27 protein-coding genes and 2 other annotated features are annotated in these 26,128 nt (G+C 47.6%); of the genes, 8 read left to right on the top strand and 19 right to left on the bottom strand.

Annotated features, from left to right (window positions below; all coding sequences use genetic code 11):
* Positions 1–30: 30 nt before the first annotated feature.
* The 8 genes from groES to QFZ80_RS38170 all read right to left on the bottom strand — a co-directional run bounded on the left by groES (position 31) and on the right by QFZ80_RS38170 (position 5,983).
* Entirely contained in the window at positions 31–312 is a 282-nt protein-coding gene (groES, locus tag QFZ80_RS38205) for a co-chaperone GroES (RefSeq protein ID WP_028553854.1), read from the bottom strand.
* 227 nt (positions 313–539) lie between these two features.
* Positions 540–1,298, bottom strand: a complete 759-nt coding sequence (gene tatC, locus QFZ80_RS38200; protein ID WP_307563824.1) for a twin-arginine translocase subunit TatC — start codon at positions 1,296–1,298, stop codon at positions 540–542.
* 69 nt (positions 1,299–1,367) lie between these two features.
* Positions 1,368–1,976 (bottom strand): twin-arginine translocase TatA/TatE family subunit, encoded by a 609-nt coding sequence (locus QFZ80_RS38195; protein WP_307563822.1) that lies wholly within the window; start codon positions 1,974–1,976, stop codon positions 1,368–1,370.
* Positions 1,977–2,330: 354 nt separating this feature from the next.
* Positions 2,331–3,326, bottom strand: a complete 996-nt coding sequence (locus QFZ80_RS38190; RefSeq protein WP_307564343.1) for a molybdopterin-binding protein — start codon at positions 3,324–3,326, stop codon at positions 2,331–2,333.
* A gap of 14 nt (positions 3,327–3,340) precedes the next feature.
* A complete protein-coding gene (locus QFZ80_RS38185; RefSeq protein ID WP_029197035.1) occupies positions 3,341–3,832 on the bottom strand; it encodes a MogA/MoaB family molybdenum cofactor biosynthesis protein in 492 nt (163 codons plus the stop codon).
* A 111-nt stretch (positions 3,833–3,943) separates the two neighbouring features.
* A complete protein-coding gene (gene moaC, locus QFZ80_RS38180; RefSeq protein ID WP_281365723.1) occupies positions 3,944–4,432 on the bottom strand; it encodes a cyclic pyranopterin monophosphate synthase MoaC in 489 nt (162 codons plus the stop codon).
* 16 nt (positions 4,433–4,448) lie between these two features.
* Positions 4,449–5,078: a 5-formyltetrahydrofolate cyclo-ligase gene (locus QFZ80_RS38175; protein WP_307563819.1), complete on the bottom strand. Its 630-nt coding sequence runs from the start codon at positions 5,076–5,078 to the stop codon at positions 4,449–4,451.
* A 65-nt stretch (positions 5,079–5,143) separates the two neighbouring features.
* The gene (locus tag QFZ80_RS38170; protein WP_307563817.1) at positions 5,144–5,983 is read right to left on the bottom strand and encodes an endonuclease/exonuclease/phosphatase family protein; all 840 of its coding nucleotides are present in this window, start codon (positions 5,981–5,983) and stop codon (positions 5,144–5,146) included.
* Positions 5,984–6,134: 151 nt separating this feature from the next.
* On the opposite strand from QFZ80_RS38170, the gene QFZ80_RS38165 reads away from it, so the two are divergent.
* Positions 6,135–8,084, top strand: coding sequence for an ABC-F family ATP-binding cassette domain-containing protein (locus tag QFZ80_RS38165; protein ID WP_307563816.1), 1,950 nt, complete (start codon positions 6,135–6,137; stop codon positions 8,082–8,084).
* Positions 8,085–8,541: 457 nt separating this feature from the next.
* Here the strand turns inward: QFZ80_RS38165 and QFZ80_RS38160 are convergent, their stop codons facing one another.
* The 8 genes from QFZ80_RS38160 to QFZ80_RS38125 all read right to left on the bottom strand — a co-directional run bounded on the left by QFZ80_RS38160 (position 8,542) and on the right by QFZ80_RS38125 (position 17,101).
* Positions 8,542–10,875, bottom strand: a complete 2,334-nt coding sequence (locus QFZ80_RS38160) for a hypothetical protein (protein WP_307563814.1) — start codon at positions 10,873–10,875, stop codon at positions 8,542–8,544.
* A 367-nt stretch (positions 10,876–11,242) separates the two neighbouring features.
* Complete coding sequence (locus QFZ80_RS38155; protein WP_307563812.1) at positions 11,243–12,814, bottom strand: 2-isopropylmalate synthase; 1,572 nt, start codon at positions 12,812–12,814, stop codon at positions 11,243–11,245.
* Between the two features lie 184 nt (positions 12,815–12,998).
* Positions 12,999–13,269, bottom strand: a binding site (T-box leader).
* Positions 13,270–13,349: 80 nt separating this feature from the next.
* Positions 13,350–13,600, bottom strand: a binding site (T-box leader).
* A gap of 74 nt (positions 13,601–13,674) precedes the next feature.
* A complete protein-coding gene (gene tsaD, locus QFZ80_RS38150) occupies positions 13,675–14,733 on the bottom strand; it encodes a tRNA (adenosine(37)-N6)-threonylcarbamoyltransferase complex transferase subunit TsaD (RefSeq protein ID WP_307564341.1) in 1,059 nt (352 codons plus the stop codon).
* A gap of 58 nt (positions 14,734–14,791) precedes the next feature.
* Positions 14,792–15,298, bottom strand: a complete 507-nt coding sequence (gene rimI / locus QFZ80_RS38145) for a ribosomal protein S18-alanine N-acetyltransferase (RefSeq protein ID WP_373460336.1) — start codon at positions 15,296–15,298, stop codon at positions 14,792–14,794.
* Positions 15,298–16,122: a tRNA (adenosine(37)-N6)-threonylcarbamoyltransferase complex dimerization subunit type 1 TsaB gene (gene tsaB, locus QFZ80_RS38140; RefSeq protein ID WP_307563810.1), complete on the bottom strand. Its 825-nt coding sequence runs from the start codon at positions 16,120–16,122 to the stop codon at positions 15,298–15,300. The genes rimI and tsaB overlap by 1 nt, the downstream gene beginning before the upstream one ends.
* Entirely contained in the window at positions 16,119–16,610 is a 492-nt protein-coding gene (gene tsaE / locus QFZ80_RS38135) for a tRNA (adenosine(37)-N6)-threonylcarbamoyltransferase complex ATPase subunit type 1 TsaE (protein WP_307563808.1), read from the bottom strand. Before tsaE ends, tsaB begins: the two co-directional genes overlap by 4 nt.
* A 126-nt stretch (positions 16,611–16,736) precedes the next feature.
* Positions 16,737–16,919 carry an H-type small acid-soluble spore protein gene (locus tag QFZ80_RS38130; protein WP_307549835.1) on the bottom strand — a complete coding sequence of 61 codons (183 nt, stop codon included), beginning with the start codon at positions 16,917–16,919 and terminating at the stop codon, positions 16,737–16,739.
* A complete protein-coding gene (locus tag QFZ80_RS38125; protein ID WP_307563806.1) occupies positions 16,916–17,101 on the bottom strand; it encodes a hypothetical protein in 186 nt (61 codons plus the stop codon). Before QFZ80_RS38125 ends, QFZ80_RS38130 begins: the two co-directional genes overlap by 4 nt.
* Positions 17,102–17,261: 160 nt before the next feature.
* Between QFZ80_RS38125 and ku the strand changes: the two genes are divergently transcribed.
* Positions 17,262–18,131 carry a non-homologous end joining protein Ku gene (gene ku / locus QFZ80_RS38120; protein WP_307563804.1) on the top strand — a complete coding sequence of 290 codons (870 nt, stop codon included), beginning with the start codon at positions 17,262–17,264 and terminating at the stop codon, positions 18,129–18,131.
* Positions 18,132–18,208: 77 nt separating this feature from the next.
* Here ku and QFZ80_RS38115 read toward each other — a convergent pair whose 3' ends face one another.
* Entirely contained in the window at positions 18,209–19,156 is a 948-nt protein-coding gene (locus QFZ80_RS38115) for an ATP-dependent DNA ligase (protein WP_307563802.1), read from the bottom strand.
* A gap of 550 nt (positions 19,157–19,706) precedes the next feature.
* Here QFZ80_RS38115 and QFZ80_RS38110 point away from each other — a divergent pair.
* From QFZ80_RS38110 to QFZ80_RS38090, 5 genes are read left to right on the top strand one after another with little or no spacing between them, the layout of a single operon-like run.
* Positions 19,707–19,979 carry an ArsR/SmtB family transcription factor gene (locus QFZ80_RS38110; protein ID WP_373460467.1) on the top strand — a complete coding sequence of 91 codons (273 nt, stop codon included), beginning with the start codon at positions 19,707–19,709 and terminating at the stop codon, positions 19,977–19,979.
* A gap of 35 nt (positions 19,980–20,014) precedes the next feature.
* Positions 20,015–21,307: an arsenic transporter gene (locus QFZ80_RS38105; protein ID WP_307549845.1), complete on the top strand. Its 1,293-nt coding sequence runs from the start codon at positions 20,015–20,017 to the stop codon at positions 21,305–21,307.
* A gap of 24 nt (positions 21,308–21,331) precedes the next feature.
* The gene (gene arsC / locus QFZ80_RS38100; RefSeq protein WP_307563798.1) at positions 21,332–21,754 is read left to right on the top strand and encodes an arsenate reductase (thioredoxin); all 423 of its coding nucleotides are present in this window, start codon (positions 21,332–21,334) and stop codon (positions 21,752–21,754) included.
* Position 21,755: 1 nt separating this feature from the next.
* A complete protein-coding gene (locus QFZ80_RS38095; RefSeq protein ID WP_307563796.1) occupies positions 21,756–22,229 on the top strand; it encodes an ArsI/CadI family heavy metal resistance metalloenzyme in 474 nt (157 codons plus the stop codon).
* 13 nt (positions 22,230–22,242) lie between these two features.
* The gene (locus tag QFZ80_RS38090) at positions 22,243–22,677 is read left to right on the top strand and encodes a protein-tyrosine phosphatase family protein (RefSeq protein WP_307549851.1); all 435 of its coding nucleotides are present in this window, start codon (positions 22,243–22,245) and stop codon (positions 22,675–22,677) included.
* Positions 22,678–22,749: 72 nt separating this feature from the next.
* On the opposite strand, the gene QFZ80_RS38085 is transcribed toward QFZ80_RS38090, so the two are convergent.
* Positions 22,750–24,027, bottom strand: coding sequence for an adenylosuccinate synthase (locus QFZ80_RS38085; protein ID WP_307549853.1), 1,278 nt, complete (start codon positions 24,025–24,027; stop codon positions 22,750–22,752).
* Between the two features lie 126 nt (positions 24,028–24,153).
* Between QFZ80_RS38085 and QFZ80_RS38080 the strand changes: the two genes are divergently transcribed.
* On the top strand, positions 24,154–25,038 hold the full coding sequence (locus QFZ80_RS38080) for a LysR family transcriptional regulator (RefSeq protein ID WP_307563794.1): 885 nt from the start codon (positions 24,154–24,156) through the stop codon (positions 25,036–25,038).
* A 53-nt stretch (positions 25,039–25,091) separates the two neighbouring features.
* Here QFZ80_RS38080 and mnmH read toward each other — a convergent pair whose 3' ends face one another.
* Positions 25,092–26,123: a tRNA 2-selenouridine(34) synthase MnmH gene (mnmH, locus tag QFZ80_RS38075; RefSeq protein ID WP_307549856.1), complete on the bottom strand. Its 1,032-nt coding sequence runs from the start codon at positions 26,121–26,123 to the stop codon at positions 25,092–25,094.
* Between the last annotated feature and the right edge of the window lie 5 nt (positions 26,124–26,128).

Here is a 26,128-nt window from a genome sequence, read left to right as displayed (position 1 = left end):
TACGTACTGCCGATCTATATCCTGCTAAAATTAGGCTAATACTGCGAGAATGTCGCTTTCGCGCAAGATCAACAGTTCGCGGCCTTCGTATTTCACTTCAGTTCCAGCGTATTTGGAGAAAATGATGCGGTCGCCTTCGCTTACTTCAAGCGGAACACGTACGCCATCTTTCAACGCGCCTGCGCCTACGGCTACAACTTTACCTTCTTGTGGTTTTTCTTTAGCTGTATCTGGCAGCACGATGCCACTTGCAGTAGTCTCCTCTTTCGCAACGGCTTCAATGATTACTCGATCACCTAACGGTCTGATCATGGAAAAATAGCCTCCTTTAGAAAATTGGTAATGGGTTTGTCGATTATTAGCACTCGAATGTGTTTAGTGCTAACAACAATTCTTATGATACTCATTCTGGGAGTAATTTGCAAGTCCTTTTACACATTTTTCATTCTTTCGGACACCCCCCTCATTCTACCCAAATGAAAAACAAATATTCCCTACTAAAAAAGAAAAACAGCCTGCACATTACGCAGACTGTTTTATTATTTAGGACCGAACTCCCGCTCCCATTCAGCATCCTTCGCCAACTGTTTGCGATAGATGAACCCCGACATAAATACGCTAAATTCATACAAAACAATAAGCGGCAAAGCCACTAAAATGGCCGAAATCGCATCCGGCGGCGTAATCAACGTAGACAATATAACGAGAAGCATGTACGCATATCTTCTGAACTTGTGCAGACGCTTCGGATTCAGAAGCCTAATTTTCGTGAGGAACATCACCACAATCGGCAGCTCAAACACAATAGCCAGCGGCAGAATAATGTTGAACATGAATGTAAAATATTGCGCTGCGCCATACATCTCCGTAATTTCAAGACTTTGGCTAATGGAGGAAGTAAAGTAAAAAGCCATCGGAAAAACAACCCAATAACCAAAGGAAAGACCTACTAAAAACAACAAAAACGCATAAGGAATATAAATAATCGATGCCTTCTGCTCAGACTCGCGCAAGCCAGGCTTAACAAACGCCCATATATGATAAAGAATAACCGGCAGGGTAATAAGAATACCTACGGCCAAACCAAAATTCATATACAAGCGTAAAGCGTCCCACGGGGAAAAAACGTTCCAACCGATGCTATCAGCAGGCGGAATGTTTTTGAGGTAGCGAATGATCGGCTTCGCGCAGATTAGTCCGCCTACCATCCCTATGACCAGGACGACCAGTACCCACATGATTCGTTTGCGCAGCTCACCAAGGTGCTCTACGAGTGACATTTCTTCGTTCGTTGTCATATTTCACCAACCTGATCTAGTGGATCAAACCTTACGGCTGAAGCACTTGTTATGCTGAAAAGAAAGCGGCTAGTCCGGTAGACGCCGCGTGTTGCTTGGCGGCGCGATAGGCGCGGCCTTGGGTGCGCTCGTCGGGGCAGATGCTGCCGTGGGGGCAGATGCTGCTTCCGTCTGAGCGGGTTCCGTCGGTGTGACCGACGGTGCTTCCACAGCGGAGACTGCTGCCTGAGAGGCAGATGGTTCAGTTGCAGTAGACGAACCCGATTGTGCTGAAGACGCGTCAACGGGCTGAACAACCGCATGAACAACCTTGGGTTCTGCAGTTGCGGAAGAGACTGACTCCGCTACTTCAGGTGTAGCTGCACTCGGTTCGACAGCCGACTCAACTACTGCGGGAGCTGCCGATACAAACTCCACTGCCGCTCTCTCGGAAGGAGCACCTGCTTCGACAGCGTTTGACGAGGCCGCTCCGCCTTGAGTCGAAACCTGCGGAGCTGGTTTGACCTGCGCCGCCGCTTCTTCAGGCTCATCGTTCAGTAGGGCGTGAGCGCCTTTCTTAAAATCGCTGATCGTACGCCCCAGCACGCGACCAATTTCGGGCAGCTTCTGCGGTCCAAATATGACAAGAGCAACGATGGCTATTAATAAGAGCTCGGTGAAACCGATATTTTGGAACATGGACTTCATCTCCATTTTTTTGTTGCGACTTCGACTAAACCGTATAAATAAATGGGCAAACACACATATGGCCCACTTTACCTGCATTTTGTTCATCAAAATCAGCAGAGAAAACAGCTAATATACCGCCAAAGCGCCAAAAAAAGATGTACATTTTGCAGCAATTTGCTAGATACGAAACAAATTCATCCAAATTACCTGCACAAAATGCAGCAAAATGTCCGAATGTGCTAAAAAAACAAATCAGCAGAGTAACCCTTAAACAACTCACCCAGCAAAACCAAACATACATATCTTGCAATCTCTCATCAACTACTGCAAAAAACTACTGCTAACGCTAGCAGTAGCCACTAGCTAACACTGATAAAACCCACCGTACCCCATCTCCGTGATGTCGCTGCGCACGATAGTCTCGCCCGCGCAAATCCGCGGGAGCAGCACATCAAAGGACGTGTATGGGTCGTGCATCACGCAACCCGGCAAGCCCATGATCGGCACATCGCCTAGATAGGCGATCATCAGCATCGAGCCCGGCAGCATCGGCGTGCCATAGCTGACCACGCGGGCGCCGGCCTGCTTGATCGCACCCGGTGTGCGATCGTCTGGGTCCACGGACATGCCGCCCGTGACCAAGACTAGATCCACGCCCAGCGCTAGCAGCGCGTGGATCTCACCTACAATCGCTTCGCTGTCATCTGACACGAAGCGTTGGTCTACTACCTCGGAGCCGAGCTGCGCGAGCTTCTCCTTCACAACCGGGCCGAATTTATCCTTGATTCGGCCCTTGAAGACCTCGCTGCCCGTCGTAATAACGCCGACGCGGAGCTTGCGAAACGGCTTCACCTCAAGCAAGGTGAAGCCCTCCTCACGTCGAGCGGCAGCCAGGCGCTCGACCTCTGCAACCTTCGCTTCGTCCACAATCAGCGGGATTACCCGCGTGCCAACTAGCGAAGTGCCTGCCTGAACAACCGTGTTGCTGCGAATCGTCGACAACACGACCTCATCGATGGCGTTCACACTGTCCACGAACGCCCTATCGATCTTGACCAAGCCGTGAATCGCCGATTTCACGTTCACTTTGCCCTCATGCGGCTCTGTCAGCGTGAGGTGCTCTCCAGCTATCGCGTTCGCCATTCGCAGCGCAGCTTCATCCTCATGCAGGTAGCCAGGCTGCAGCTCCATCACATAAATATGCTCTTTGCCGATGCTCAGAAGCGCAGGAATATCGGCCTCAGTCACCTGATGGCCTTTGCGAAACAGGCGCCCTTTGAACTCGCCAGGCAAAATCTGAGTCAGATCATGAGGCAAAATCATGCCGATGGCATCTTCGACTTTAACCTCGCGCAGCATGGATTCATGTTTGCTCACCCATGGTCACCTTCTTTGCCTGTCAGAATCCCCAGCGCATGCGGAAGCTGATCGATAATCGCCATCAGATTCTCCTGAACGCCCTTGGGGCTGCCCGGCAAATTAATGATCAGCGTGCGCCCGCGAATGCCGGATACCGCTCTGGAAAGCATCGCTTTCCGTGTTTTTTGCATCGAAATCATCCGCATGGCTTCAGCAAAACCCGGTGCTACCCGATCAATTACATTGAGTGTTGCTTCCGGTGTCACATCTCGGGGGGCTAGTCCCGTCCCGCCAGTCGTTAAAATCAAATCTGCCTGATAATAATCCGTCATTTCTATTAATGAAGCCATGATTTCATCCATCTCATCCGGAACGACCCGGTATTCGATGATCTCGCCTTGAATTTCCTCTTCAATCAGCTCGCGGATTACCTGAGCGCTAGTGTCTTCTCGTTCTCCTCGGTAACCGCGGTCACTGGCTGTCAAAATCGCAACTTTCCAGTGCATCCTTCGTCACCTCTCCCTTGTTAACTGAATGAGATAACCCCACTAACCTGAGTGATCGTCGACTTTCATTTCTATGAAAAAAACTGCTTAATCTGTCTAGTCGCGTCACGGTCAACTATCTTGTCTGTGAAAATCCCCATTTTTGCCGCCTGTTTTGAGGACAAGCAGCGTGGAGCTGATAATCATATCCTTCTCTACTGCTTTGCACATATCGTAGACGGTTAGTGCGGCGGCGGATACGGCAGTTAAAGCCTCCATCTCAACGCCAGTCGGACCCGTCGTCCGGACAGTTGCTTCTATGTATAGTTCATTGTTGCCATTATCAGCAAACTGAATATCAATGCCCGTGAGCGCAATTGGATGGCACATGGGAATCCAGTCTGACGTTTTTTTGGCGGCCATGATGCCTGCCACTTGCGCAACGGCGAGGACGTCGCCTTTTTTCATTTTACCCTGCTTAATTAAATCGAGCGTCTCGCTCTTCATCATTAATGTGGAACGCGCGGTAGCCGTACGTTTCGTCTCTGTTTTGTCCGAAATGTCGACCATTCGTGCTCGTCCCTGCTCATTAAAATGGGTTAATGGGGAAGAATCGGGCAAAGCACTCACCTCTATTTTAGGTTTCTGATTTGAAGACCATTTTGCTCTCGGTGACGATTCCGTCAACTCGGAAATCATGCCAGGAAGAAGGGACCGCAGGAATCAATTGATTATCAAAAGCGGCTGCAAGCGCAAATGGTCTTTTAAGCCCACGAGCAGCAAATAACTGCATGAAGCGATCATAAAAACCGCCCCCATAGCCCAGTCTTCCAAAATCCAAATCAAAAGCAAGCCCTGGCACTAAGATCATAGATAGGGTGGACAAATCGTGTTCAATCTGCACCTCGGCGCGAGGTTCTCTGATGCCCCATGCCCCGCTTTCCACATCTTCATAGCTGCTTATGACATGTAAATTCATTGTCTTCGTATCTGCTACAACCTTCGGCACAAGCACACGAATTCCCTGCTCCCAACACCATTCCATCAGAGGGGCAACATCCGGCTCAGACCGAAAAGGCATATAACTCATGATCGTAGGCGGAGCGGACGTTTCATTCTGTCCATGCCCAAGAAGCCTATCGCTGCATAGTTTTTTCAATCTCTCATTTATGCGCTGCTGCTTCTCTTCACGTTCTTCAGACATGATGGAGGAGCGCAGTTCTTCCATTTCTTTGCGTAATTCGATTTTCCGCTCTCGGATGTTCATACTAGCTTCAGCCCTTCCCTAACGAGGAGTGGTTTCCCCCATTTTAACATAAACAAGGAAAAAAACTATACTTGCACTGGGGACTCCAGTCGAATGCGCGTTATTACGGGAAAATGGTCCGAGAATATCGTCGGAATCGCCCATGAAGATTGGACATTCTTCCTATTTGTGAAGATGTGATCGATCTTTTTCCCATCCGTAAATGTCGAATTCACACCCGCTCTTAATGGTACATTGATGAGCTGATCTGTGTCTATTTTGAACGGAAAAGCGTCTACTTCCATATTAAAATCCCCCGCGACAACAAGTGGGTCATCGTAGTTTGTTACCATTTCTGAAATACGAGCAAGTTGAAGGCTTCGATCCTCATTGGACAGACCCAAATGCGTGGTGGCTATTCGAACAGGTTCAGAATCAACCCTGATTGTTACCTCTAACAGACTTCTAGTTTCCTTATGACCAGGAAGGAGCGTATAGCTGCTGTCCTCAATCGGATAACGGCTCAGAATCGCATTGCCATATTGACCGGCTGTATAGGTTAAACTAGGTGCAAAACGCATATCCATCCCAAGAAGCTCGGCCAGTTCATTCGCTTGATCCACATACCCGCTGCGCCAGCGGTAACGATCCACTTCTTGCAAAGCGACGACGTCGGCTTTTTCATTTTGAATGAGATCAGCAATACGTTTTATATTTACTCTACCATCTAAACCTTCACCGTGGTGGATATTAAACGTCATAATCGTGAATGCTGCTGGGGAAGTGGTTGAACTAGACGCGTGAACGGCAGATATGACCTGCCTCCCAATGTCTGATGAGCTTGTTACTCCTTGACATAGAAATATCAACAGAAGCAGGGGCAAGAACGTATAGCTTATATGCTTAGCATGCCTCAAAAGTACCATTTACCCATCCCCCACCCATGCTGATTTATGCAAAATTAAGCATACGATGCCGCCTCGCATGGTGTATACTAGTGAATTGATGGGATTTATAAGAGGGCGAAAGGACGGGCTTGGACAGGTCCTTTCATTAATAAGCAGGAGGTAGCAGCAGATGCTATTACAGGTTTCTAACATTTCAAAAAGCTATGGGGTACGTTCCGTACTCTCCAATATAACGCTTCAAATTGAAAACAGAGAACGGATCGGTTTAGTTGGCGTGAATGGCGCCGGTAAATCGACGCTGCTCCAAATTATTGCCGGCGAAATGTCCTATGACAGCGGTGACTTATTTAAGGCGAAGGAAACGAAAATCGGCTATTTGAAGCAAAACAGCGGACTGCAAACGGACAAGTCTATCTGGAACGAGCTGCTCAGCGTGTTTAGCTCCTTGCTGGAAACAGAGCGAGAGCTTCGTGAGCTTGAAGCATTAATGGCAGACCCTAATTTGATCTCGGACGAAAAAAAGTACGAAACTACGATGAATCGTTACGCTTTGCACTCCGAATGGTTCCGTGAACATGGGGGCTATGAAATTGAAGCGAAAATCCGCGGCATTTTGCACGGGATGGGCTTCGGTCAGTATCCTCCGGATACGTTAGTCAAAACGCTTAGCGGCGGTCAGAAAACAAGGCTTGCACTTGCCAAAATGCTGCTCGAAGAACCCGATCTTCTGATGCTCGATGAGCCGACGAACCATTTGGACATTCCAACGCTAACTTGGCTGGAAGGTTATTTACGCGGCTATCCGGGCGCTATTCTGGTCGTGTCTCATGACCGTTTTTTCCTGGATGCTTTGGTGACATCTATTTATGAAATTGAGCGAAATGCTTCCAAACGATATACCGGGAACTACTCCCGATTCATCGAGATTAAAGAAGCTAATTATGAGATCGAAATGAAGCAGTTCGAGAAGCAGCAGGATGAAATTTCCAAGCTGGAGGATTTTGTTCAGCGCAACATTGTGCGTGCTTCCACGACGAAGAGAGCGCAGAGCCGCCGCAAGCAGCTCGAAAAAATGGATCGACTCGATAAGCCGATGGGGGATTTGAAGCGGGCTTCGTTTTCTTTTGAAATCGAGCAGACCTCCGGCAAGGAAGTGCTGCAGGTTGATCGATTAGCGCTTTCCTATGATGGAAAAAACCGATTGCTCGATGGCGTCTCCTTCCAGCTTCGTCGTTCGGAAACCGCTGCACTCATTGGACCCAACGGTGTGGGTAAATCCACCTTGCTCAAAACATTAATTGGTCAGCACAAACAAGACGCAGGCACCTTCAAGTGGGGCGCTGGCGTCACAATTGGCTATTACGATCAGGAGCAAACAGGACTGACCCCTACCAACAATGTGCTGGAAGAAGTGTGGAATACGTATCCGCATCTGGAAGAAGCACGCATTCGGACTGTGCTCGGGAGCTTTCTTTTTAGCGGTGAAGATGTTTTCAAAAAAGTCGCTGCCTTAAGCGGCGGGGAAAAGGCCCGCGTAGCCTTAGCCAAGCTGATGCTGCAAAAAGCGAATGTTTTGATCCTCGATGAGCCTACCAACCATTTGGATTTGTACAGTAAAGAGGTTTTGGAATCGGCATTGATGGACTACGAGGGCACTCTCCTCTTCATCTCTCATGACCGTTACTTTCTGAACAAGATGGCTGAGAGCATGCTCGATCTGCAGAAGGATGGGCTAACGAGCTATCTTGGCAACTACGACGATTACGTGGAGAAAAAGGCCGAGCTCGCCGAGATGGAAGCGAAGCGTCTGGCTAAAGAAGCGGAGAAGAAGGCTGCTGGAGGCAGTGGTTCGGCTGGGAAAAGTGAACCTGTGAGTGGCGGTGGGTATGAAGCAGACAAGCTTGCGAAGCGCGAAGAACGCAGCCGCCAGCGCAAGCTGGAACAGCTCGAGTCCGATATCGCCCGACTGGAAGATGAAGTGTCCGCCTTGGAGGCGGAGCTTGCTGACCCTGCTGTGTATAACAACTATGTGCTCGTTCAAGAGAAGACCGCTGCTGTTGATGAGCGGAAGATTGCGCTCGCTGCTTGTTATGAGGAGTGGGAGCTTTTGTTGGCTTGATAGGTTATCACTCAGTGGATCAATGCCTCGGAAGCGAGAATTTGTTGGACTGAGCGTGCGAATTTGGGCCGTGAGGTAGCCTGAGAGGATCTAAAACGACCTCTCAGCTGGTCAATGCTTTCAGTGGCGGGGTTTTTCTGAGCTGAGAGCGATGATTTCGACCTCTCAGACGCATTTCCGCTCGTGAGGTAGCCTGAGAGAATCTAAAACGACCTCTCAGCTGGTCAATGCTTCAGTGGCGGGGTTTTTCTGAGCTGAGAGCGATGATTTCGACTTCTCAGACGCATTTTTGCTCGTGAAGCAGACTGAGAGGATCTAAAACGACCTCTCAGCTGGTCAATGCCTCAGCGGCGGGGTTTTTCTGAGCTGAGAGCGATGATTTCGACCTCTCAGACGCATTTCCGCTCGTGAGGCAGCCTGAGAGGATCTAAATCGACCTCTCAGCGGATTCATGTCCCTATGAGCGGGGATTTTCTGTTTCTAGCTCCTGCAATCGAAGGAGCTGCATTGGTACAGCGACGAAAATGATCAACGTCGCTGCTGCAACAATGCCGGAGTCGTTAAGCAGCAGCGCTGCAATGGCTCCGATCATATTGGCCGAGAACCCGTACATCCAGTACGGGTATTTGTGCTGCCACAAGCGGAGTCGGCCGCGGGGACGGAGCACAAGGACAGCCATCACGAAGAGACTGGTGATGAGCACTTTGCTCCATGCGGATGCACGAAGCAAGTGCACGTTCATCCGCAGCTTGCGCTCGATCAGCTGTCCGATCTGATCGAAGTGCCCGGCGTGCAGCGCGTGAAACGCGCGCCCGACATGGCTCTCCCGCGCGAATGCCGCGGGAGAATCGGCGCTGTTGAGGAGCCACAGCGCCCCAAGCCCCAGCGCGAGCAGCGCCGACAGCAGGGCTGCGCCCCTGCCTAGGCGCAGCTCGCGCCAACGTTCGCCGGCGAAGCAATGCGCGCCGGCTACGCCAAAGGCGACCGCGGCGCTCAAGGCGCCGCCCGCGTTCGCGCCGAGTGACGGTGCCGCCAGGCACCCTGCCACGAGCAAGAACGCCCCGCACGTGAGCAGCGCGGGCTGCCCACCCCCATGACGGCGCTGCAAGGCCGCCGTCACGCCAAGTACGAGGGCGCCGATCAAGACGCCCATGTATTCATTCCCGATGCCGTAGTAGCGGGCGCCGATCATCGGATCATAACCCAGAATGGAATACTTCATGGCATAGGCTCCTGTACAGGTATCCAGGGTTATGATCAAAGCGCTCCCTAGGCCGAGCCAGATCATGGCTGTGGATAGGCGGCATTTTTCCATAACAACAGAAATAAGCAGCGTGGACACAATAAAAAAGGCAATCAGCACCCGCATCGTTCCTTCTATCCCTATTCTTGTTGTCAGTGGAACAACCAACCAGCCCATCAACAGCATGACAGCAGGCGCCGTGAGCAACGAGAAAAGCAGCGTACGCACAATCCTGCGCCAAGGCACTGCCCCTTCCAAATACCCAGGGTCTGCTGCTCTCCTTTTTATCCATAAGCCATAGATCAAACTTATTAGCAATACGAGCATTTCATAAGTAACAAACGGATATAGCAGCAGCGGCCTACTGCGGTAAATCATTTGCATGCTGCTCTGTTCACTGACAAGCCCAGCAAGAACGTCATTTTTCTCCATATAGGATAAAGGAATGCCCATCAGCTCACTCGGGACCGGGATGTTGAACTCTTTTAACAGCGAACTTGTGAAATCTGGCGCCGTGACTACACCTTGCCTGCGAGTAGATTCCGAAACTAATATTGCTCCTCTGCTGTCGGTCGTGTAATGAAGGAGAGGAGATAAATAGGCTTTAGCTCTAGCCGCCTCACTATTTACCTCTGGAGAGAAAATCCACAAGCTTTCCTCTTCCGTCATTCCTGCGGCCACTTGCCCTAACCATTGATCCATTTCCCTCAATATTTGCCCTTTCAACCGCGTGAAACGTTCCTCGTTGTAATGCTCTTTATCCATGTAAAGTCTGTACAAATCACCTAATTCAATGAGTGTAATGCCGGGCAGCATCCTTTTTTCCCACAAAGAACGCAATTGTGCATAATTGGTACTAACACCGTACGGTCTATCCACAACCACAGTTATCACGTCATCTCCGATTGCACCTTTGTCCACAAAACCATTGGAATCCATGAGCATAAGAGGGCTGAAGCGCCGCAATTTCTTTTCTTCAATGCCTGATCTCTTCCCCAAATCACTGCTCCCCAGCACGGAACGAAAAACTCCATACTCCTTCAAAAATTCCCCTAGGGTGCCTGGTTCATAAGCTTGGTTCTCATTAGCCCGCTGCAGCATCGTGATGTCAGGCACGAGCACAGCGTCAGCCTCAATCGGTTTAACTTCCTCATAGCGGCCTATGTAACGATTCATAAGTTCGAAAAAATGAATTCCTTGCCTGGTTTCTTTTGCTGCAAAAGCCTGCACTTCTGCGATTCCTACGGAAGGTGCCCCTGCTCCCAAAGAGACATATACGTCTCTCATCGTTCTGCTCGATGTACGAATATTCATAGCTCCAATTGCACTTAACTCCGTCAGCTTACGTAAATGAGGCAGTTCCACTAGTTGATCTGGCCGGAGCTCCAAAAACGATAAACCCGGTATCGAAACCACCGTTACCTGCTTGGACTTTACTTCGTTGTGGATGGATGGGTCGATTCCAGCTTGTATTCCCTCCGCGCTTGTGGACAACTCTAACCATAACGTTAAGATACCCACAACTATGCCTGCTATTTTTAGTTTCATGTGTATTCACCCACAGTTTTTTCTCTTAGCATTTTCATCCAAGTGAAAAGCTATCCACTGCCGGATTGTTCCGATAATTTAAAGTGGGATGATTTTCGCCCAATAACTTATCCACATCGTTATCCACAAAAAAAGAGAGGCAAAATCCGCCTCCCTCTGCACAATTCCTTCGTTTTCCACAATCTTATCCACATTGTCCACAAAAAAAATGTGAAAAAGTTATTCTTCTCCGTATTCTTTTAAAAGCGTTGGTAACCGTGGGTTTGCTCTAGTTATGCACATTGCACACAGGGTATGTGAATAACTTTGCACACAAGCTGTGTATATATCTAAGTTTTCTTACAATTTGATATTGTTTAGTCGTTTATCACGCCGTCGTGGCTTCGGTTGGAGCCGCTGCGCTATTTTGCATACGAATGGCTTGGTTGCAGGCTGAGATAAAAGCTTTCGCTACCGCAACAAGCACATCCTGGTCAATGCCTGTATTTTTGTAAGTTTGGCCGCCCACTGAGATAGTGACTTCAGCTTCTCCAGTTGCTTTTTCACCTGTGGATAACGAATGAAGCTCCAGATCGGAGAAATCCACAGCCATCGGAATTGCTTGTCGAAGGCACTGTACGATTGCTTCAATCGGTCCTTCACCTGTTCCCGAGTACACATTTTCAACACCTGTTTGATTGTTCTTTACCGACACGGATGCGACCCGATTGCGATCACTGCTGGAAACGACTTGCATATGTGTCAGAGTAAATGGCTCCATTTGCCCATCAACGGTTGAGCCTACAAGTTCCATGAGTTGATCGTCAGTCACCATTTTCTGGTCATCTGCTTTTTCTTTGAATCTGGTATACAGTGTATCCAGTTCTTCGCCCGTAAGCTCAATGCCAAATTGTAGGGCGCGATGTTTAAGCGCGTGACGTCCTGAATGCTTACCAAGGATGATCATGGACCGTGGAATGCCCAGCTTTTCCGGATCCATAATTTCGTACGTATTGCGATTTTTCAGCAGCCCATCTTGATGGATACCCGCTTCGTGCTGGAAAGCATTACGGCCGACAATCGGCTTATTGTACGCAATGGGGAAGCCCATGATGCGGCTGACCATTTTGGATGTGTTGAAAATTTCACTAGATACGATCCCTGTTTCCACACCCATGGTTTGCTTACGAGTCTCAATGGCCATAACGAGTTCCTCTAGAGAACAGTTGCCTGCGCGTTCCCCTACACCATTAACGGTTACTTCCACATGTGTGACTCCTGCAGCAATAGCCGCAAGGCTATTTGCAACAGCAAGACCCAAATCATTATGGCAATGCGCGCTGTATTCCACAGTGTCGCCGCCTCTAACACTTTGGCGCACTCTGCGGAACATTGCCCCGTATTCTTCTGGCAGCGCGTAACCTACGGTATCTGGGATGTTCAGTATGGTTGCCCCCTCAGCAATGACCGCCTCGAGCACTTCAAACAGGAATTCGTCCCCTGTTCGCGTGGCGTCCATCGGTGAGAATTCGATACGATCCACGAATTGCTTCGTATAGGCGACCATGGAGCGAGCCATCTCTACCACCTGTTGACGGGATTTGCGAAGTTGGAAATCCAGATGGATGTCCGATGAGGAAAGGAACATGTGAATGCGTCTTGAAGCAGCATCCTGTGTGGCTTTCACCGCGGAGTCAATATCCGCTTTAACAGCGCGGGCGAAGCCGCAAATCTCAATACTCTGCAGCTCACGTGAAATTTGCTGCACCGCCTGAAAATCTCCAGGACTTGATATCGGGAAGCCTGGCTCGATGGTATCCACACCCATTTTCGCTAGCTGCCTTGCGATACGGATCTTCTCTTCCGGATACAGTGAGGCTCCTGGCGCCTGTTCACCATCTCTTAGTGTCGTGTCAAAAATGCGAATACGTCGATTTGTGTTCGTGTTGTTGATTTCCATGGTTATTCCTCCTCAAGGTTAGGCCAGACCTGCTGGCAATGTTCTTTTATGGTTTGAAAATGAAAATGAATGGTGCTACGACTGACTTATGTGCCTCCACGTTACTTTAGTGCTTTTTTTCATCGTTACAGAGATACGTCATTCAGCCACCTTAAAAAACAACAAAAAGACCCGTCATCTCCACATAAGAGACGACGGGTCTTCACCCAGCGCGGTACCACTCTTGTTGGCTCCAAGTCAACGGAGCCCACCTCAGACATAGTGCAGCAAAGCTAGCTGCTGCTCTACATCACCCGATCACGGAGGTCATCCGTTCATCCCTAATAGCATAAAACTAGCTGATCAGGATGACCGCTTCCAAGCGAGTTCGGGGCATTCACGGTCTGCGTCGCATCAACCCGCAGCTTTCTGTACCGTACAAGTGAGCCCTTACTACTCTTGTTCATCGCGTTTGTTATATGTTCATGTTCCTTCATCGCATTTGTTCATGTTCGCTTCAAGTTTCAGAACAACCAAAAAAGCCTGCCATCTCTATAAAAGAGACGACAGGCTTGAACCTTCCGCGGTACCACTCTAATTGATCCGAGCTGTTACACTCGAAACCACTCATGTACCTGATCACGGGGGTCAACCGTCAAGACCTACTTGGGTGCTGGATCCTTGGCATCCTTATCAGTCTTACCGCTCCCGGGCGAGTTCAGGTACCGTTTCGTCTGTGCTTTCACCAAGCGCACAGCTCTCTGAGCGAAACTACTGTTCCTTACTAATCCCGTTCGTTGCGTTTGAAAGTATTGATTGTGATTATAATATGCAGCTTTGGCAAAGTCAATACAGTTGTCAGAAAATTTATTTTATTGCCTTTACCACTCTTCAAGCTTGAGCTGAGGCTCTGCTTTCAGTTCCATGGAGTCGAATTCCTGCTTATCCCACTTGAGGAAAGCGGCTGCGCCTATCATCGCAGCGTTGTCTGTGCAGAGGCCGAGCGGTGGCACGAGCAGCGGCACATTTAGCTGCTCGCAGCGCTCGGCGAGCCTGCTGCGCAGCCCTTTGTTTGCGGCGACACCGCCCGCGAGCAGCAGCTGCTTCGCACCGTATTCACGCACGGCGCGGTCAGCCTTCTCCACAAGCACGTCGATGACGGAGGCTTGGAAGCCCTTGGCAATCTGCGCGACTTGAACGGCCTCGCCGCGCATCTTGCTTTGGTTGACGACGTTCAGCACAGCGGATTTCAATCCGCTGAAGCTGAAGTCGTAAGAGTCTGCCTCGAGCCACGAGCGAGGCATCTTGATCTCGGACTCGGCTTCCTGCGCAAGCCGATCTACGTGCGGTCCGCCCGGGTAAGGCAGGCCCATCGCCCGCGCGATTTTGTCGTAGGCCTCGCCAGCCGCATCATCGCGCGTTCGCCCGATGATGCGGAATTGGCCCGGCCCCTCCATGAGAATCAACTCCGTGTGTCCGCCGGACACAACGAGCGAGATCAACGGATACTCGAGCTCATGCACAAGTTGATTCGCATAAATATGCCCCGCAATATGGTGAACACCAATCAGCGGCAGGTCTAAGGCACAGGCTAGCGCTTTGCCCGCAACGACGCCCACTAACAGGGCCCCGATTAATCCGGGTCCTTCGGTTACGGCTATCGCGGACAGCTCCTGCAGCGTTACGCCCGCTTTCTCGACGGCTTCCTCCAGCATCCATGTGATCGACTCCACATGCTTACGGGAAGCCACCTCCGGCACCACACCGCCATAGCGTTGGTGCGTTTCGATCTGGCTGGAAATCACATTGGACCGAATGATTTTACCATTTTCGACAATGGCTACAGAGGTTTCGTCACAGCTCGTTTCAATGGCCAAAATATAAACCGGCTTCGTAACGGGAACTTCCTTCTGCTGTTGTCCTGTTTTACCTTTTTGCACATCCGTATCTATCTCTTGCCCTGTTTCTCTAGTCAAATTCGTCACCTATCCGAAAGCCTCAATCCCCGAGACTATCCTTTCTTCTCTTAGGCAAGTCCGCCCACATAATGACAGCATCCTCGCGATTATCCGTGTAATATCCTCTACGTACGCCAACAGAGCGGAATCCGACTTTTTCGTACAAATTTTGCGCAACGTTGTTCGAGGCCCGAACCTCAAGTGTCATCCGAATAGCCCCTAAGAAAGCAGCAGTTTTCATCAGCTCCCGAAGTAAACGTTCCCCCAATTTACGTCCTCTATACGTATTCCGAACTGCCACATTCGTGACATGCGCTTCCTCCATGATGAGCCACATGCCGCCATACCCGGCGACCTCACCTTCGATATCCATAATCATATAATGAGCGAACTGATTGTTCGTTAATTCATTCTCAAAAGCACCTTTTGTCCAAGGCGTCGTGAACGCTTCTTGCTCAATTTCACAAATAAAAGGGATGTCTTCCATTTGCATGGAACGGAACACCAACGAGTTTTCGGTTGTTTGCGGTTGTCGCTGCTCCATCATTAATGATCCCCTTTCTTCGTCTTAATCCCGGCAAGTAAATTTGCTTCGGCCTCCGGAAGTCTAGTGTAATTGGGAACAAACGTATGTACATCTGCCTTCTCCCCTTTAGCCAGCCTCGGATAGGCTAGTCTCCCGATATATTCGGCTTCAATGCCATAGGAACGTACACGAACGACTCCGTCCCAATCCTGTGCGAATTGTTCAAGCTCTGCCTTGAAGCCCTCGGTTTCACCCACAAACAGAATCTCTTGGGGCCTTTGTCCTTGCGAAGATGCTGCTAAATGAATGATTTGCTCCGTCCAAGTTCCAATGATTCGAATGCCATCAGGCAGAACTTCTTGCCAGCTTGCCCCTAGCTCTCCACTAGCTGTTATCGGAGAAGCCCCCTCATAGGCATAGACGGCTGTGAAAGCCTGCTTACGCCTGCCATCCATGAGCGGAACCACCCAAGTCGGCCCATTTCCGGTCGCGCTCTGCTCTTTCATAGCACCGCCAAGTGCCATTGCTTCTAAGCTGGACACACCAATGAGATCCAGACTTAACGACCATGCGAATGTTTTGGCAACAGACACAGCAATACGAACCCCTGTATAAGAGCCGGGGCCCTGGCCTACAGCAACCGATTGAAGGTCCTTGGGTTTGAGATGTAAACTCGCAAGCAATTCTTGAATATGGGGAAGAAGCCCGATCGAGTGATTCCGTTCAGCGTAGGAGCTGACCTCGCCCAACATGTTTCCATTTTCCAAAATAGCAACTGTCATTGCAGATGTTGAGGTATCGATGGCTAAGCATCGCCCTACATTCATTGTCCGTTCTGTCATCATTGTAAATGTCCGTTCTCCTTCATTTGTACACACCAGCTCTGATACGGGGCTCCGTGCGGAGTCAGGTGAAATACTCTGGTTTGATCATCCTTCTGGGCAATCGTGATGGCTAATCTCTCTAGCGGCAAAAGATCTTCAATTAAGCTTGACCATTCGATCAGCGTAACGCCCGCTCCATAAAAATAATCGCCTAGTCCTAGTTCATCCGCTTCCTCTTGGGAAATGCGGTACATATCCATATGGTAGAAAGGAAGCTCGGCTCCCTCGTATTCTTTGATAATGGTAAATGTAGGCGAGTTGACGGTTTCGGTAATTCCCATCGCTCTGGCAAAGCCTTGCGAAAACCTCGTTTTTCCCGCACCCAGATCGCCATCTAGTGTAAAGACGGTGCCAGGCTGCAAATAGGCGGCCAGCAATCTCCCTAATTTATCTGTATCTTCCTCATGCTGGGAGTTATACGTAAATGTGGATTGAGTCAGTGATCTCATCCCTTTCTTTCCGTTTGCGCGTGCTGCTCCTATTATAGTCCTCGCTAGTAGGCAACATCAACTCTGTAATTGAAAAAGCCCGCCCCAAGATAACTCGGAGCAGGCTTTGCTGTTCTTTCACATCCACTAAAGGACCTCTTCTAACTCTTGAACCGCCACGACCCGAGAATCTGCCGGGTTTTCTTCTGCATGAACTTTGGCAACTGCTTTGCCGGAATCCACACTGTCGATCCAGACAGGGAGGCCATTTAACTCGACGTGAATCTTCTCATCAGCGGCTAAAATTTCTTGAGCGCGATGAATGTTCATGGCTCATCCAATACGGATTCCGGATGATCCATCGTATCCGTTGTCGTGGATTCGATCAATCCATTGTGCATGGTGACGTTACCGCCTCCCAAGCCTTCATTAATCATGCGATCAATGTCCATGAAATGATCATCTTTGCCTTCATTGATCGTATCTTGGGATGCATTTGAATCTTGTGCCATCCGTAATCCCTCCTTAGCTTAGATTAGCTTCATGGTAATCAACTTTCGCTTTTAACGTACCCACTCAGGGGGCAATCCATTCTCTTAAATCCCTACCGTATAAAGGAATTAAATCAAGAGAATACTAGTACAATCACGATTACCCAGGAGGAATCACGAGATGCATACGGTTTGGAAAGGTGCTATTAGCTTCGGACTTGTTCATGTGCCTGTGAAAATGTTTTCAGCTACGGAAGATAAGGATATCTCCATGCGTTACATACATAAAACTTGTATTACACCACTCTCCTATGTACGTAAATGCCAGACTTGTGAGAAGGAAGTAGAGTGGGAGGAAATTTCCAAAGGATACGAGTATGAACCAGGACGTTTCGTTATTTTTGAGAAGGATGAATTGGAAACGATCTCGGGTGAAGCGAATAAGGAGATCAAGATTCTGGATTTCGTCAACTTGACAGATATTGATCCGGTTTATTTTCAAAAGACTTACTATCTAGGGCCTGGAGATACAGGGGCTGGCGCCTATCATTTGCTGCTGGATTCCATGCGTCAAACCGGCAAAATCGGCATCGCCAAAATCTCGATCCGTTCCAAAAGCTCACTGGCCGCCATTCGAGTTATTGAGAATTGCCTCGCTATGGAAACTATTTTTTACCCGGATGAGATTCGTCCGATTTCTCAAGTTCCCAACCTTCCTGAGAAAGTCACCGTGAACGAGCGTGAAATGGAAATGGCAAAGATGCTCATCAGCCAGCTATCGACACCTTTTGAACCCGAAAAGTATAAAGATGAGTACCGCGGCCGTTTGTTGGAAGCAATCGAGCATAAAGTGGCTGGAGAAGAAGTACAAGCTGCCCCTACGCTGCAGAAAACGAGCGTTATTGATCTCATGGCCGCGCTGCAGGCGAGTCTCGACGCCACGAAACCTACGGATGGAAAAGTAGCATTAGGTGAGGACGCCAGTGTCACTGAGGTCAAGAAGCCGAAAGCGAAACCGAGAGCCAAAAAAGTCAAAGAACCGATAACGTGAATGTGAATAGGACGCAAATAAAGCGCTGATTCTTGATATTCAAGGATTAGCGCTTTTGCTTTGTTCTGTTGTTTCATCTACATATTCTGTGCGAAGGTGCAATCCGCTAGATCCATTTGAACGAAAGCTTGAATACTGGGATGCCTCATCGTTCCGTGGGGAGTCCATTCAAGAAATTGGATTTTCGCCGTTAACTTGGGTTGGGTCCAAATGGCTTCTTTGCTCCGTTCAGGCTCGTTTATAAATGGCTTTTGTGACGTCGTCATCGGTTCAACGAGCTTCGTCAATTGACGCCAATCTTCCCTACTTAGTTTCCCTGTACCGGCGTGACCTATATAAATAAAACGGCCTTCTTTATCGTATAACCCCAGCAATATCGCATTGACAACTCCCGCCCTCGTCGTTACCCCGCCAATCACAGCAAATAGGTCGCGAAAAATCTTCTTCTTCATCCAACGGCTGTCTTTTCCCCCAATGGCATAAGTACTGTTGAGATCCTTGCACACAACCCCCTCCATGCCGTGCTCCTTCATAACATCGAAGAGTTTGTTGCCATCAGCAATGTTTTGCGTAAGTTGAAATTGGGGCAAGGGGGTAATCACTTCATGGAGGATCTTCTGTCTCTCTGATAATGGCTTATCCACGACCCACTTGTCATTGTACATAAGGATATCAAAAATCATATAAGTAATGGGCGTCTGCGTGACGGCTCTATCAATACTTTGGCTTTTTCGTAAAGATTCCCTCTTCATAATCTCATGAAAGGCAGGTTTCTTTTGATCAAATGCAATGATTTCCCCGTCTAAAATGACGGAAGAAGCCGAACAATATGTTTTTATTTCTAGCAGCTCGGGGTACTGTTTGGTACGGTCATTACATCTGCGATTCACTAAACGAACTTCATTTCCATCATAATAAGTTAACATTCTGACGCCGTCCCATTTTATCTGGGCCACCCAGCTACTTGATGTTGGAATCTTTTCCGTGCTGATCGGCTCGAAAGGAAATACAGGCTTAAGTTCCATGTGGTTCTCCCATGTTTGATATGTTCTCTTCATTGTTGCCATTATTGAAATAGAACAAACCAAAAATACTAGCTGCCAAGGTGATCAATGTTTACTTCAAGCCAAGTTCGCTAAAAAAACATGTTGTACTTTGTACAACAATAAGCAAGCAAATCCGCGTTATTCTCAGAATTGTTGCATAAAATACACCATTTACTGCTAAAAGTAGCCCCATAGCATGGAATATGGCTTTATAGAATTGTTGTACAAAATACAACATCTACAGCTTGATGAGAAGAAACGAAAGAAATTGTTGTACACTGTACAACTTTCGCTCTTAATACGCCGATAAAAGCTAGACTCACAAGCATCCTAATCATCCTTCTACCTTCAAATAAACAGCAAACCCTCATCCATCATATAATTAAATAATTATATAAGCATTGACAAATGCATAGGTAATTGAGAAAATGACAATGAAATTTCTTGTACTTTACGCCTTACGAAGGAGCGTGCATCTTTGGTTGAAATAGATAAAATCGCGGACGTTTGCAAGCTGTTGGGGGATAAAATGCGGCTCACGATTCTTTCGCTTCTTAAGGAACGCGAGCTTTGCGTGTGCGAAATCGTGGAAATCATGCATACCAGCCAGCCTAATGTGAGCCAACATATGCGGAAATTAAAGGACGGCGGCTTGGTTAAGGAAGCTAAGAGAGGGCAATGGGTATATTACTCGTTAAACATTGACGATAAGCCTTATTTGCACGAATTATTTCAACATTTGCCTTATCAAAAAGAAAAGGTAGATCTCATGTCTTGCGAGCAGCCCAATTGCTGCGACTAGTAGATGTTTACTAATTAGGAGGTTTAGGAGGATCCATGGTTTATTTAGCAGTTATCATCTTTTTACTTACGCTGACCTTCGTCATTTGGCAGCCTAGAGGGCTGAATATTGGCTGGTCCGCATCAGCAGGTGCCATTCTTGCGCTGCTCTTTCAGGTTGTTTCTCTGAATGACGTCGTCACTGTAACAGGCATTGTTTGGAATGCGACGTTGGCTTTTGTCGCGATTATTCTGATCTCTCTCATTTTGGACAACATTGGATTCTTCGAATGGTCGGCTCTACATATGGCACGCATTGCCAAAGGGAACGGGAAGGTCATGTTCATCTATGTCATCCTGCTCGGTGCCGCTGTTGCCGCATTTTTCGCCAATGACGGCGCCGCGCTGATTCTAACGCCAATCGTTCTGGCCATGGTTCGCGCCTTGAAATTCCCGGATAAAATGATTCTGCCGTTCGTTATGGCCAGTGGTTTTATCGCGGACACGACATCCCTTCCCTTTGTTGTGAGCAACTTGGTGAACATCGTATCGGCTGACTTTTTCGGTATTGATTTTGTCACTTATACTAGTCGAATGTTTGTTACAAGTCTTTTCGCATTAGGTGCAAGTTTGCTTGTACTGTTTCTCTATTTTAGAAAAGACATTCCTCAAAACTATGATGTCACTCAACTTAAACGTCCATCCGAAGCGATTAAAGATATTAAGCTATTCCGTTTATCTTGGCTGATTCTCGGCATCCTGTTGGTTGCTTACTTAATCAGTGGATTCATTAAAATCCCCGTTTCCATCATTGTTGGTGCCGCTGCACTTAACTTCATAGTGATTGCCCGATCAAGCAAAGTGATTGAAACCAAAAAGATCATCAAAGACGCGCCATGGGCTGTCGTGATTTTTTCAATCGGCATGTACGTGGTTGTTTATGGATTGAAAAATGCTGGCTTAACGGATGCTCTTGGAGAACTGATTGAAACCATTTCTGGACAAGGCTTATTTGCAGCCACTATTGGGATGGGCTTCCTGGCCGCTATCCTTTCCTCGGTTATGAACAACTTACCGACAGTTCTGATTGATGCGCTAGCGATCCAGGGCACTCAAACAGAGGGAATCATTCGTGAAGCTCTCATCTATGCCAATGTCATCGGTTCCGATTTAGGGCCTAAAATTACCCCAATCGGCTCGCTGGCGACTTTATTATGGCTCCATGTCCTATCCAAAAAAGGTGTGAAAATCACCTGGGGGTACTATTTTAAAATAGGCATCATCCTTACGATTCCAACTTTGTTAATCACGTTAATTGGTCTGTACCTATGGTTAAACGTAGTATCATAATCAACCTATAAGGAGATGTTCACGATGGACAAAATAATCGTATATTTTCTATGCACGGGAAATTCTTGCCGGAGTCAAATCGCAGATGGTTATTTGAAAGCTCTGGGCAGCGACAAATATGAAGTGAAGAGTGCCGGACTAGAAGCCCACGGCCTAAACCCAAGAGCGATTGCCACGATGAAAGAGGACGGCATTGATATCTCTAATCATACTTCTGATGTGATCGACCCCGAAATTTTGAGTCAAGCTGATTACATCATTACATTGTGCGGTCATGCCAATGACAACTGCCCTGTTGTGCGTAATGATAAAGCCGAAAGATGGCATTGGGGCTTCGATGACCCGGCCAAAGCAACGGGAACCGAAGAAGAAATTACAGCCAAATTCCGCGAGGTTCGCGATGCCATTAAAGCTCGTATTACGCAGTTTGTAAAAGAAGGTAACTAAGATGATCAAACGAATGCACGTCGCGGTGAATTGTTCCGATCTTCATAAATCGTTAGATTTTTACCGTGCTTTCTTCGGCGCTGAACCGACGAAAGTCAAAGACAACTATGCGAAATTCGAGCTTGAGAGTCCCGCTCTTCACTTCTCTTTGAATGTCAGGCCGTTCGAGAAAAACGGCGTTCTCAATCATTTGGGATTCCAAGTGGATAACACGGAAGAAGTCCTACAGATGGGTGAGCGTTTGAGACAAAGCGGCCTTCTGCTCACTGACGAAATGAACACGACCTGCTGTTATGCCGTTCAAGATAAGGTTTGGGTATATGATCCCGACGGCAACGCTTGGGAAATCTTTTATACCAAGGAAGATTCCGAATTTGAATCCGCGGGTGAGCCTTTGGATGCCTCATTATGCTGTGCACCACCGTCCGCACCTGTAAAGGCAACTATAGAATTCATGCCATTTAAGAAAAAATAAGGAGGGCTTATCTATGCCGAAAAATTATCAAGCCTTAATCGAGGATAAAATCTTCTTTGGCGGTGCCTCTGATGTTGAGGACATGGTTAAGAATGAGAACGTTGAAGTGATTGTTGATCTACGTGGAGAAGCCACAGAGTGTGCTTTCCCAGCCGGTAACGTCGAATGGATTCAAGTACCCCTTGGAGATAACGCAGAGGGACCACAGGATCAGCTTTTCCAGCAAGCAATCGATCACGTTGTAGAGGCTTACAAAAGCGGCAAAAAAGTTGGCTTTCACTGTGGCGGCGGCAAAGGCCGTACCGGCGCAGTAGCCATTGGGACTTTGATTACACTGGGCAAAAGCCAATCTATCGAAGAAGCGGAGAAAATCGCTCAAAGCATTCGCCCTGTCGTGAATGTTAGGGCCCCTCAACGTGAGGCTCTAGAGAAAATATTTAATAAATAAACCATAAAACCAGACCCCTGAGCAATTAATAATTGCTTAGAGGTCTGGTTTTTTGCTATTCCTTAACGCCGTTTATCTTTCAATAATTTGCTCGCGTTTCGGTCCAATGGAGACCCAGCGAATAGGTACACCAATCATTTTCTCAATGTGAATTACATAATTTTGAGCTTCAATAGGGAGATCACTAAAGGTGCGAATATGTGAAATGTCACATTTCCAACCCGGCAGCTTTTCATAGACTGGCTCTGCTTGCTGTAATTGTGAGGTATGCGGGAAATCCATGCAAATCTCATTTTCAATGCGATAAGCGCTGCATATTGGAATCTCCTCCAGATAGCCCAGCACATCTAGATTGGTTAGGGCAACCTCGGTTGCGCCCTGCAGCCCACAGCCATACTTAGTTGCAACGGCATCGAACCATCCTACACGCCTTGGCCTGCCGGTTGTTGCACCGAATTCTCCCGCATCCCCGCCACGCGTGCGTAACTCATGAGCGGCCTCGGCGTGAATTTCAGATACAAATGGCCCTTCGCCGACACAGCTTGAATAGGCCTTCGTTACAGCAACAACTTTCTTGATCGCATATGGAGGAACTCCTGCGCCAACAGCAGCGTATCCAGCCAATGTGGATGAAGATGTCGTATAAGGATAAATACCATGGTCTGGATCTCGCAACGCTCCTAATTGTCCCTCAACTAATACCGATTGTCCTTTTGCTAATGCCTCTTGCAGCAATGCTGTCGTATTGCATACAAATGGCTCAATGAATGCCGCTTGCTTCTGCACTTCATCAACAAGCTGATCTACATCCAGGGGAGCCTTTTTATATAAATGAGTGAGAAGTATATTTTTGGACTCTAATGCCCTATTTAACTTTGATCTTAAATGACTTTCATCAAATAATTCGGATACTTGTATACCAAGCTTCGCATATTTATCCGCATAGAATGGCGAGATCCCTTGCTTGGTTGACCCAAACTTCCTATCCCCTAAACGTTCCTCCTCTAATTCATCAAATAGAATGTGATAAGGAAGCACGACTTGCGCGCGTTCAGAAATACATATCTTTGGCTCAGGTACGCCCCGCTTCACTAATTCTTGAAATTCACTTTGGAGCTTACTCATATTTAAGGCAACACCTGGTCCAATGACGTTCGTGGTTCCAGGATAGAAAACTCCGGAAGGCAGCATATGCAAAGCAAATTTGCCATAGTCGTTAATGATCGTATGCCCCGCATTGCTCCCTCCTTGGTATCTAACTACAAACTGGGAATGAACAGCAAGCACATCTGTTAACTTCCCCTTGCCTTCGTCGCCCCAATTCGCTCCTACAATAGCTGTAATCGTCATCTTAAGATCAGCCTCCCATTGAAATAACTCCATACAACTAAGTATAATGACAATATTCATATTAAAAAAATTAATATTACTAATATTAGATATTAACAGTATTAATGTCATGGAGTTGAACGAACGATGATTCACAATATGGAACTATATCAAGTCTTCTATATCACGGCAAAAGCGGGAAGTCTGTCCAAGGCAGCTGATGAACTATTTGTTACACAACCAGCTGTTACGCATTCGATTAAGCAATTGGAGGCAAAATTGGGTGGGCAATTATTTTTCCGCACATCCCGAGGAGTGACATTAACAACGGAGGGCCGCGAGCTTTTCACCTATATTGAGCAGGCTTATCATTTTATTCTGAATGGTGAAAGAAAGATTACGGAGATGCATCAGCTTACGCACGGAGAGGTGAAAATTGGAGCCGGTGATACGCTTTGTAAACATTTTCTATTGCCGCATCTTAAACAGTTCCACGAATCGTTCCCTAAAGTAAAGATACAAGTAACAAACAGAACCACAACTGAGACGATTACTCTGCTAAAAGAGGGGAAAATTGACCTAGGTATCGTCAATCTCCCTATTTCCGACCCTCATATTTCAATTCAAGAAAGCATAGTCATTCACGACTGTTTCTTAACAGGGGCAGCGTACAAGCAGCTTGCAGAAACCCCCATTTCACTTCAGAAGTTGCTCGAGCATCCGATTATCCTACTTGAAAAGGGCAGCAGCACTCGTGCCTACTTAGATCATTTTGCAGAAGGGTATGGTTTGTCCATGAAGCCAGAGATTGAGCTTGGAAGTGTTGATTTACTAATCCAATTTGCTAGAAATGGCTTTGGTATAGCTTGCGGAATTAAAGAGTTTGTCAATCAAGAACTATTGGACGAAACATTGTATGAAATTCAGTTAACAACGCCTATCCCAGCCAGAAAAGTGGGTATTATTAAATTAAAGAGCACACCCCTTTCTGCTGCAGCCACTCATGTGTATGATACTTTAAGACAAATGTGAAAAAGTGCTAACTGATTGCAGTTAGCACTTTCTTTTTATGCCATAGCTGACTGCTAAAGCTCCGACAAATAGTTTTTCACAGCTTCGACAGCTTCTTTCCTATTTCCAGCCCTGATAACGACTCGGTCTTGTTCATATCGCTTCATCGCATGCTCATAGCGCGGGTCATAGTAATGCGTCAGAAGCAGCCTGACGGCGTTCTCATAGTGCTGTTCTTGAAGATTGGTCTCAATTTCTTTGGCTATGGGTGTATGGATGCGGTTTTTAATATGCTTAAACGCATGTAGAATATCCGGCTGATTTTCGAAAGGTTTATAATCCTCGATAATATGCTGAACACGTTCTTCGATAGGTATTTCTATAAAAATCTGCGTGGCAGCTTCTTTTTTTTGAACGATAAACTCAGGAAGAACAACTTTGCCTATTCGCTTGCTTTCTCCCTCTATTAAAACGTACGGCGCTGATTCAAGCTTCAGCAGTTGTCTGACGAGTAAGGATTCGAATGTTTTTTGGTTATGAGATTTCAAACCAATTTCTCCAAAAATGGAGCCTCTGTGGCCCGCCATCCCTTCAAAATCCAAGACAGGATAGCCCTCTTCCAGAAGACTGCGCAAAATAGCTGTTTTCCCCGTTCCCGTGTTTCCCAGAATAACATGTGCAGGAGGCTTAAAATCTCCAAGCTGCTCTAGTGTACTTACAACCCACTTCCGATAAGCCCGGATACCTCCGGTCAACCGGTAAACCCGAATGCCCATCAGCGACAAAACGGTTGCTGTTGTTCTACTTCTCATTCCGCCGCGCCAACAGAAAACGACCTTCGGTTCCTTGATTTGCTCGAAAGTCTTCACATAAGCGGGCAGCTTCGCAGAAACGATCTCCAGCCCTCTATCCTTAGCTGCTTGTACGCTCACTTGCTTATATAGGGTACCTATCTCGGCGCGCTCTGCATCCTCAAATATGGGAATATTCAAGCTGCCGGGGAACGTGCCATCTTCAAATTCGGATGAGGAACGGACATCGATCGTAGTGATCTCTTTTTTATGCTGCAGGGTTAGTAATTCTTCGATGGTGATGTCTTGAAACAATGGAT

The sequence above is a fragment of the Paenibacillus sp. V4I7 genome (assembly GCF_030817275.1).
Classification (GTDB): Bacteria; Bacillota; Bacilli; order Paenibacillales; family NBRC-103111; genus Paenibacillus_E.
This window is presented reverse-complemented; position numbering and strand designations above follow the sequence as displayed.

Bases quoted from the DNA above. Each gene is read 5' to 3' on its own strand.
- groES (WP_028553854.1), bottom strand. From the start codon at position 312: ATGATCAGACCGTTAGGTGATCGAGTAATCATTGAAGCCGTTGCGAAA.
- tatC (WP_307563824.1), bottom strand. From the start codon at position 1,298: ATGACAACGAACGAAGAAATGTCACTCGTAGAGCACCTTGGTGAGCTG.
- QFZ80_RS38195 (WP_307563822.1), bottom strand. From the start codon at position 1,976: ATGTTCCAAAATATCGGTTTCACCGAGCTCTTATTAATAGCCATCGTT.
- QFZ80_RS38190 (WP_307564343.1), bottom strand. From the start codon at position 3,326: ATGCTGCGCGAGGTTAAAGTCGAAGATGCCATCGGCATGATTTTGCCT.
- QFZ80_RS38185 (WP_029197035.1), bottom strand. From the start codon at position 3,832: ATGCACTGGAAAGTTGCGATTTTGACAGCCAGTGACCGCGGTTACCGA.
- QFZ80_RS38175 (WP_307563819.1), bottom strand. From the start codon at position 5,078: ATGAACATCCGAGAGCGGAAAATCGAATTACGCAAAGAAATGGAAGAA.
- QFZ80_RS38170 (WP_307563817.1), bottom strand. From the start codon at position 5,983: ATGGTACTTTTGAGGCATGCTAAGCATATAAGCTATACGTTCTTGCCC.
- QFZ80_RS38165 (WP_307563816.1), top strand. From the start codon at position 6,135: ATGCTATTACAGGTTTCTAACATTTCAAAAAGCTATGGGGTACGTTCC.
- QFZ80_RS38160 (WP_307563814.1), bottom strand. From the start codon at position 10,875: ATGAAACTAAAAATAGCAGGCATAGTTGTGGGTATCTTAACGTTATGG.
- QFZ80_RS38155 (WP_307563812.1), bottom strand. From the start codon at position 12,814: ATGGAAATCAACAACACGAACACAAATCGACGTATTCGCATTTTTGAC.
- rimI (WP_373460336.1), bottom strand. From the start codon at position 15,298: ATGATGGAGCAGCGACAACCGCAAACAACCGAAAACTCGTTGGTGTTC.
- tsaB (WP_307563810.1), bottom strand. From the start codon at position 16,122: ATGATGACAGAACGGACAATGAATGTAGGGCGATGCTTAGCCATCGAT.
- tsaE (WP_307563808.1), bottom strand. From the start codon at position 16,610: ATGAGATCACTGACTCAATCCACATTTACGTATAACTCCCAGCATGAG.
- QFZ80_RS38130 (WP_307549835.1), bottom strand. From the start codon at position 16,919: ATGAACATTCATCGCGCTCAAGAAATTTTAGCCGCTGATGAGAAGATT.
- QFZ80_RS38125 (WP_307563806.1), bottom strand. From the start codon at position 17,101: ATGGCACAAGATTCAAATGCATCCCAAGATACGATCAATGAAGGCAAA.
- ku (WP_307563804.1), top strand. From the start codon at position 17,262: ATGCATACGGTTTGGAAAGGTGCTATTAGCTTCGGACTTGTTCATGTG.
- QFZ80_RS38115 (WP_307563802.1), bottom strand. From the start codon at position 19,156: ATGGAACTTAAGCCTGTATTTCCTTTCGAGCCGATCAGCACGGAAAAG.
- QFZ80_RS38110 (WP_373460467.1), top strand. From the start codon at position 19,707: ATGCGGCTCACGATTCTTTCGCTTCTTAAGGAACGCGAGCTTTGCGTG.
- QFZ80_RS38105 (WP_307549845.1), top strand. From the start codon at position 20,015: ATGGTTTATTTAGCAGTTATCATCTTTTTACTTACGCTGACCTTCGTC.
- arsC (WP_307563798.1), top strand. From the start codon at position 21,332: ATGGACAAAATAATCGTATATTTTCTATGCACGGGAAATTCTTGCCGG.
- QFZ80_RS38095 (WP_307563796.1), top strand. From the start codon at position 21,756: ATGATCAAACGAATGCACGTCGCGGTGAATTGTTCCGATCTTCATAAA.
- QFZ80_RS38090 (WP_307549851.1), top strand. From the start codon at position 22,243: ATGCCGAAAAATTATCAAGCCTTAATCGAGGATAAAATCTTCTTTGGC.
- QFZ80_RS38085 (WP_307549853.1), bottom strand. From the start codon at position 24,027: ATGACGATTACAGCTATTGTAGGAGCGAATTGGGGCGACGAAGGCAAG.
- QFZ80_RS38080 (WP_307563794.1), top strand. From the start codon at position 24,154: ATGATTCACAATATGGAACTATATCAAGTCTTCTATATCACGGCAAAA.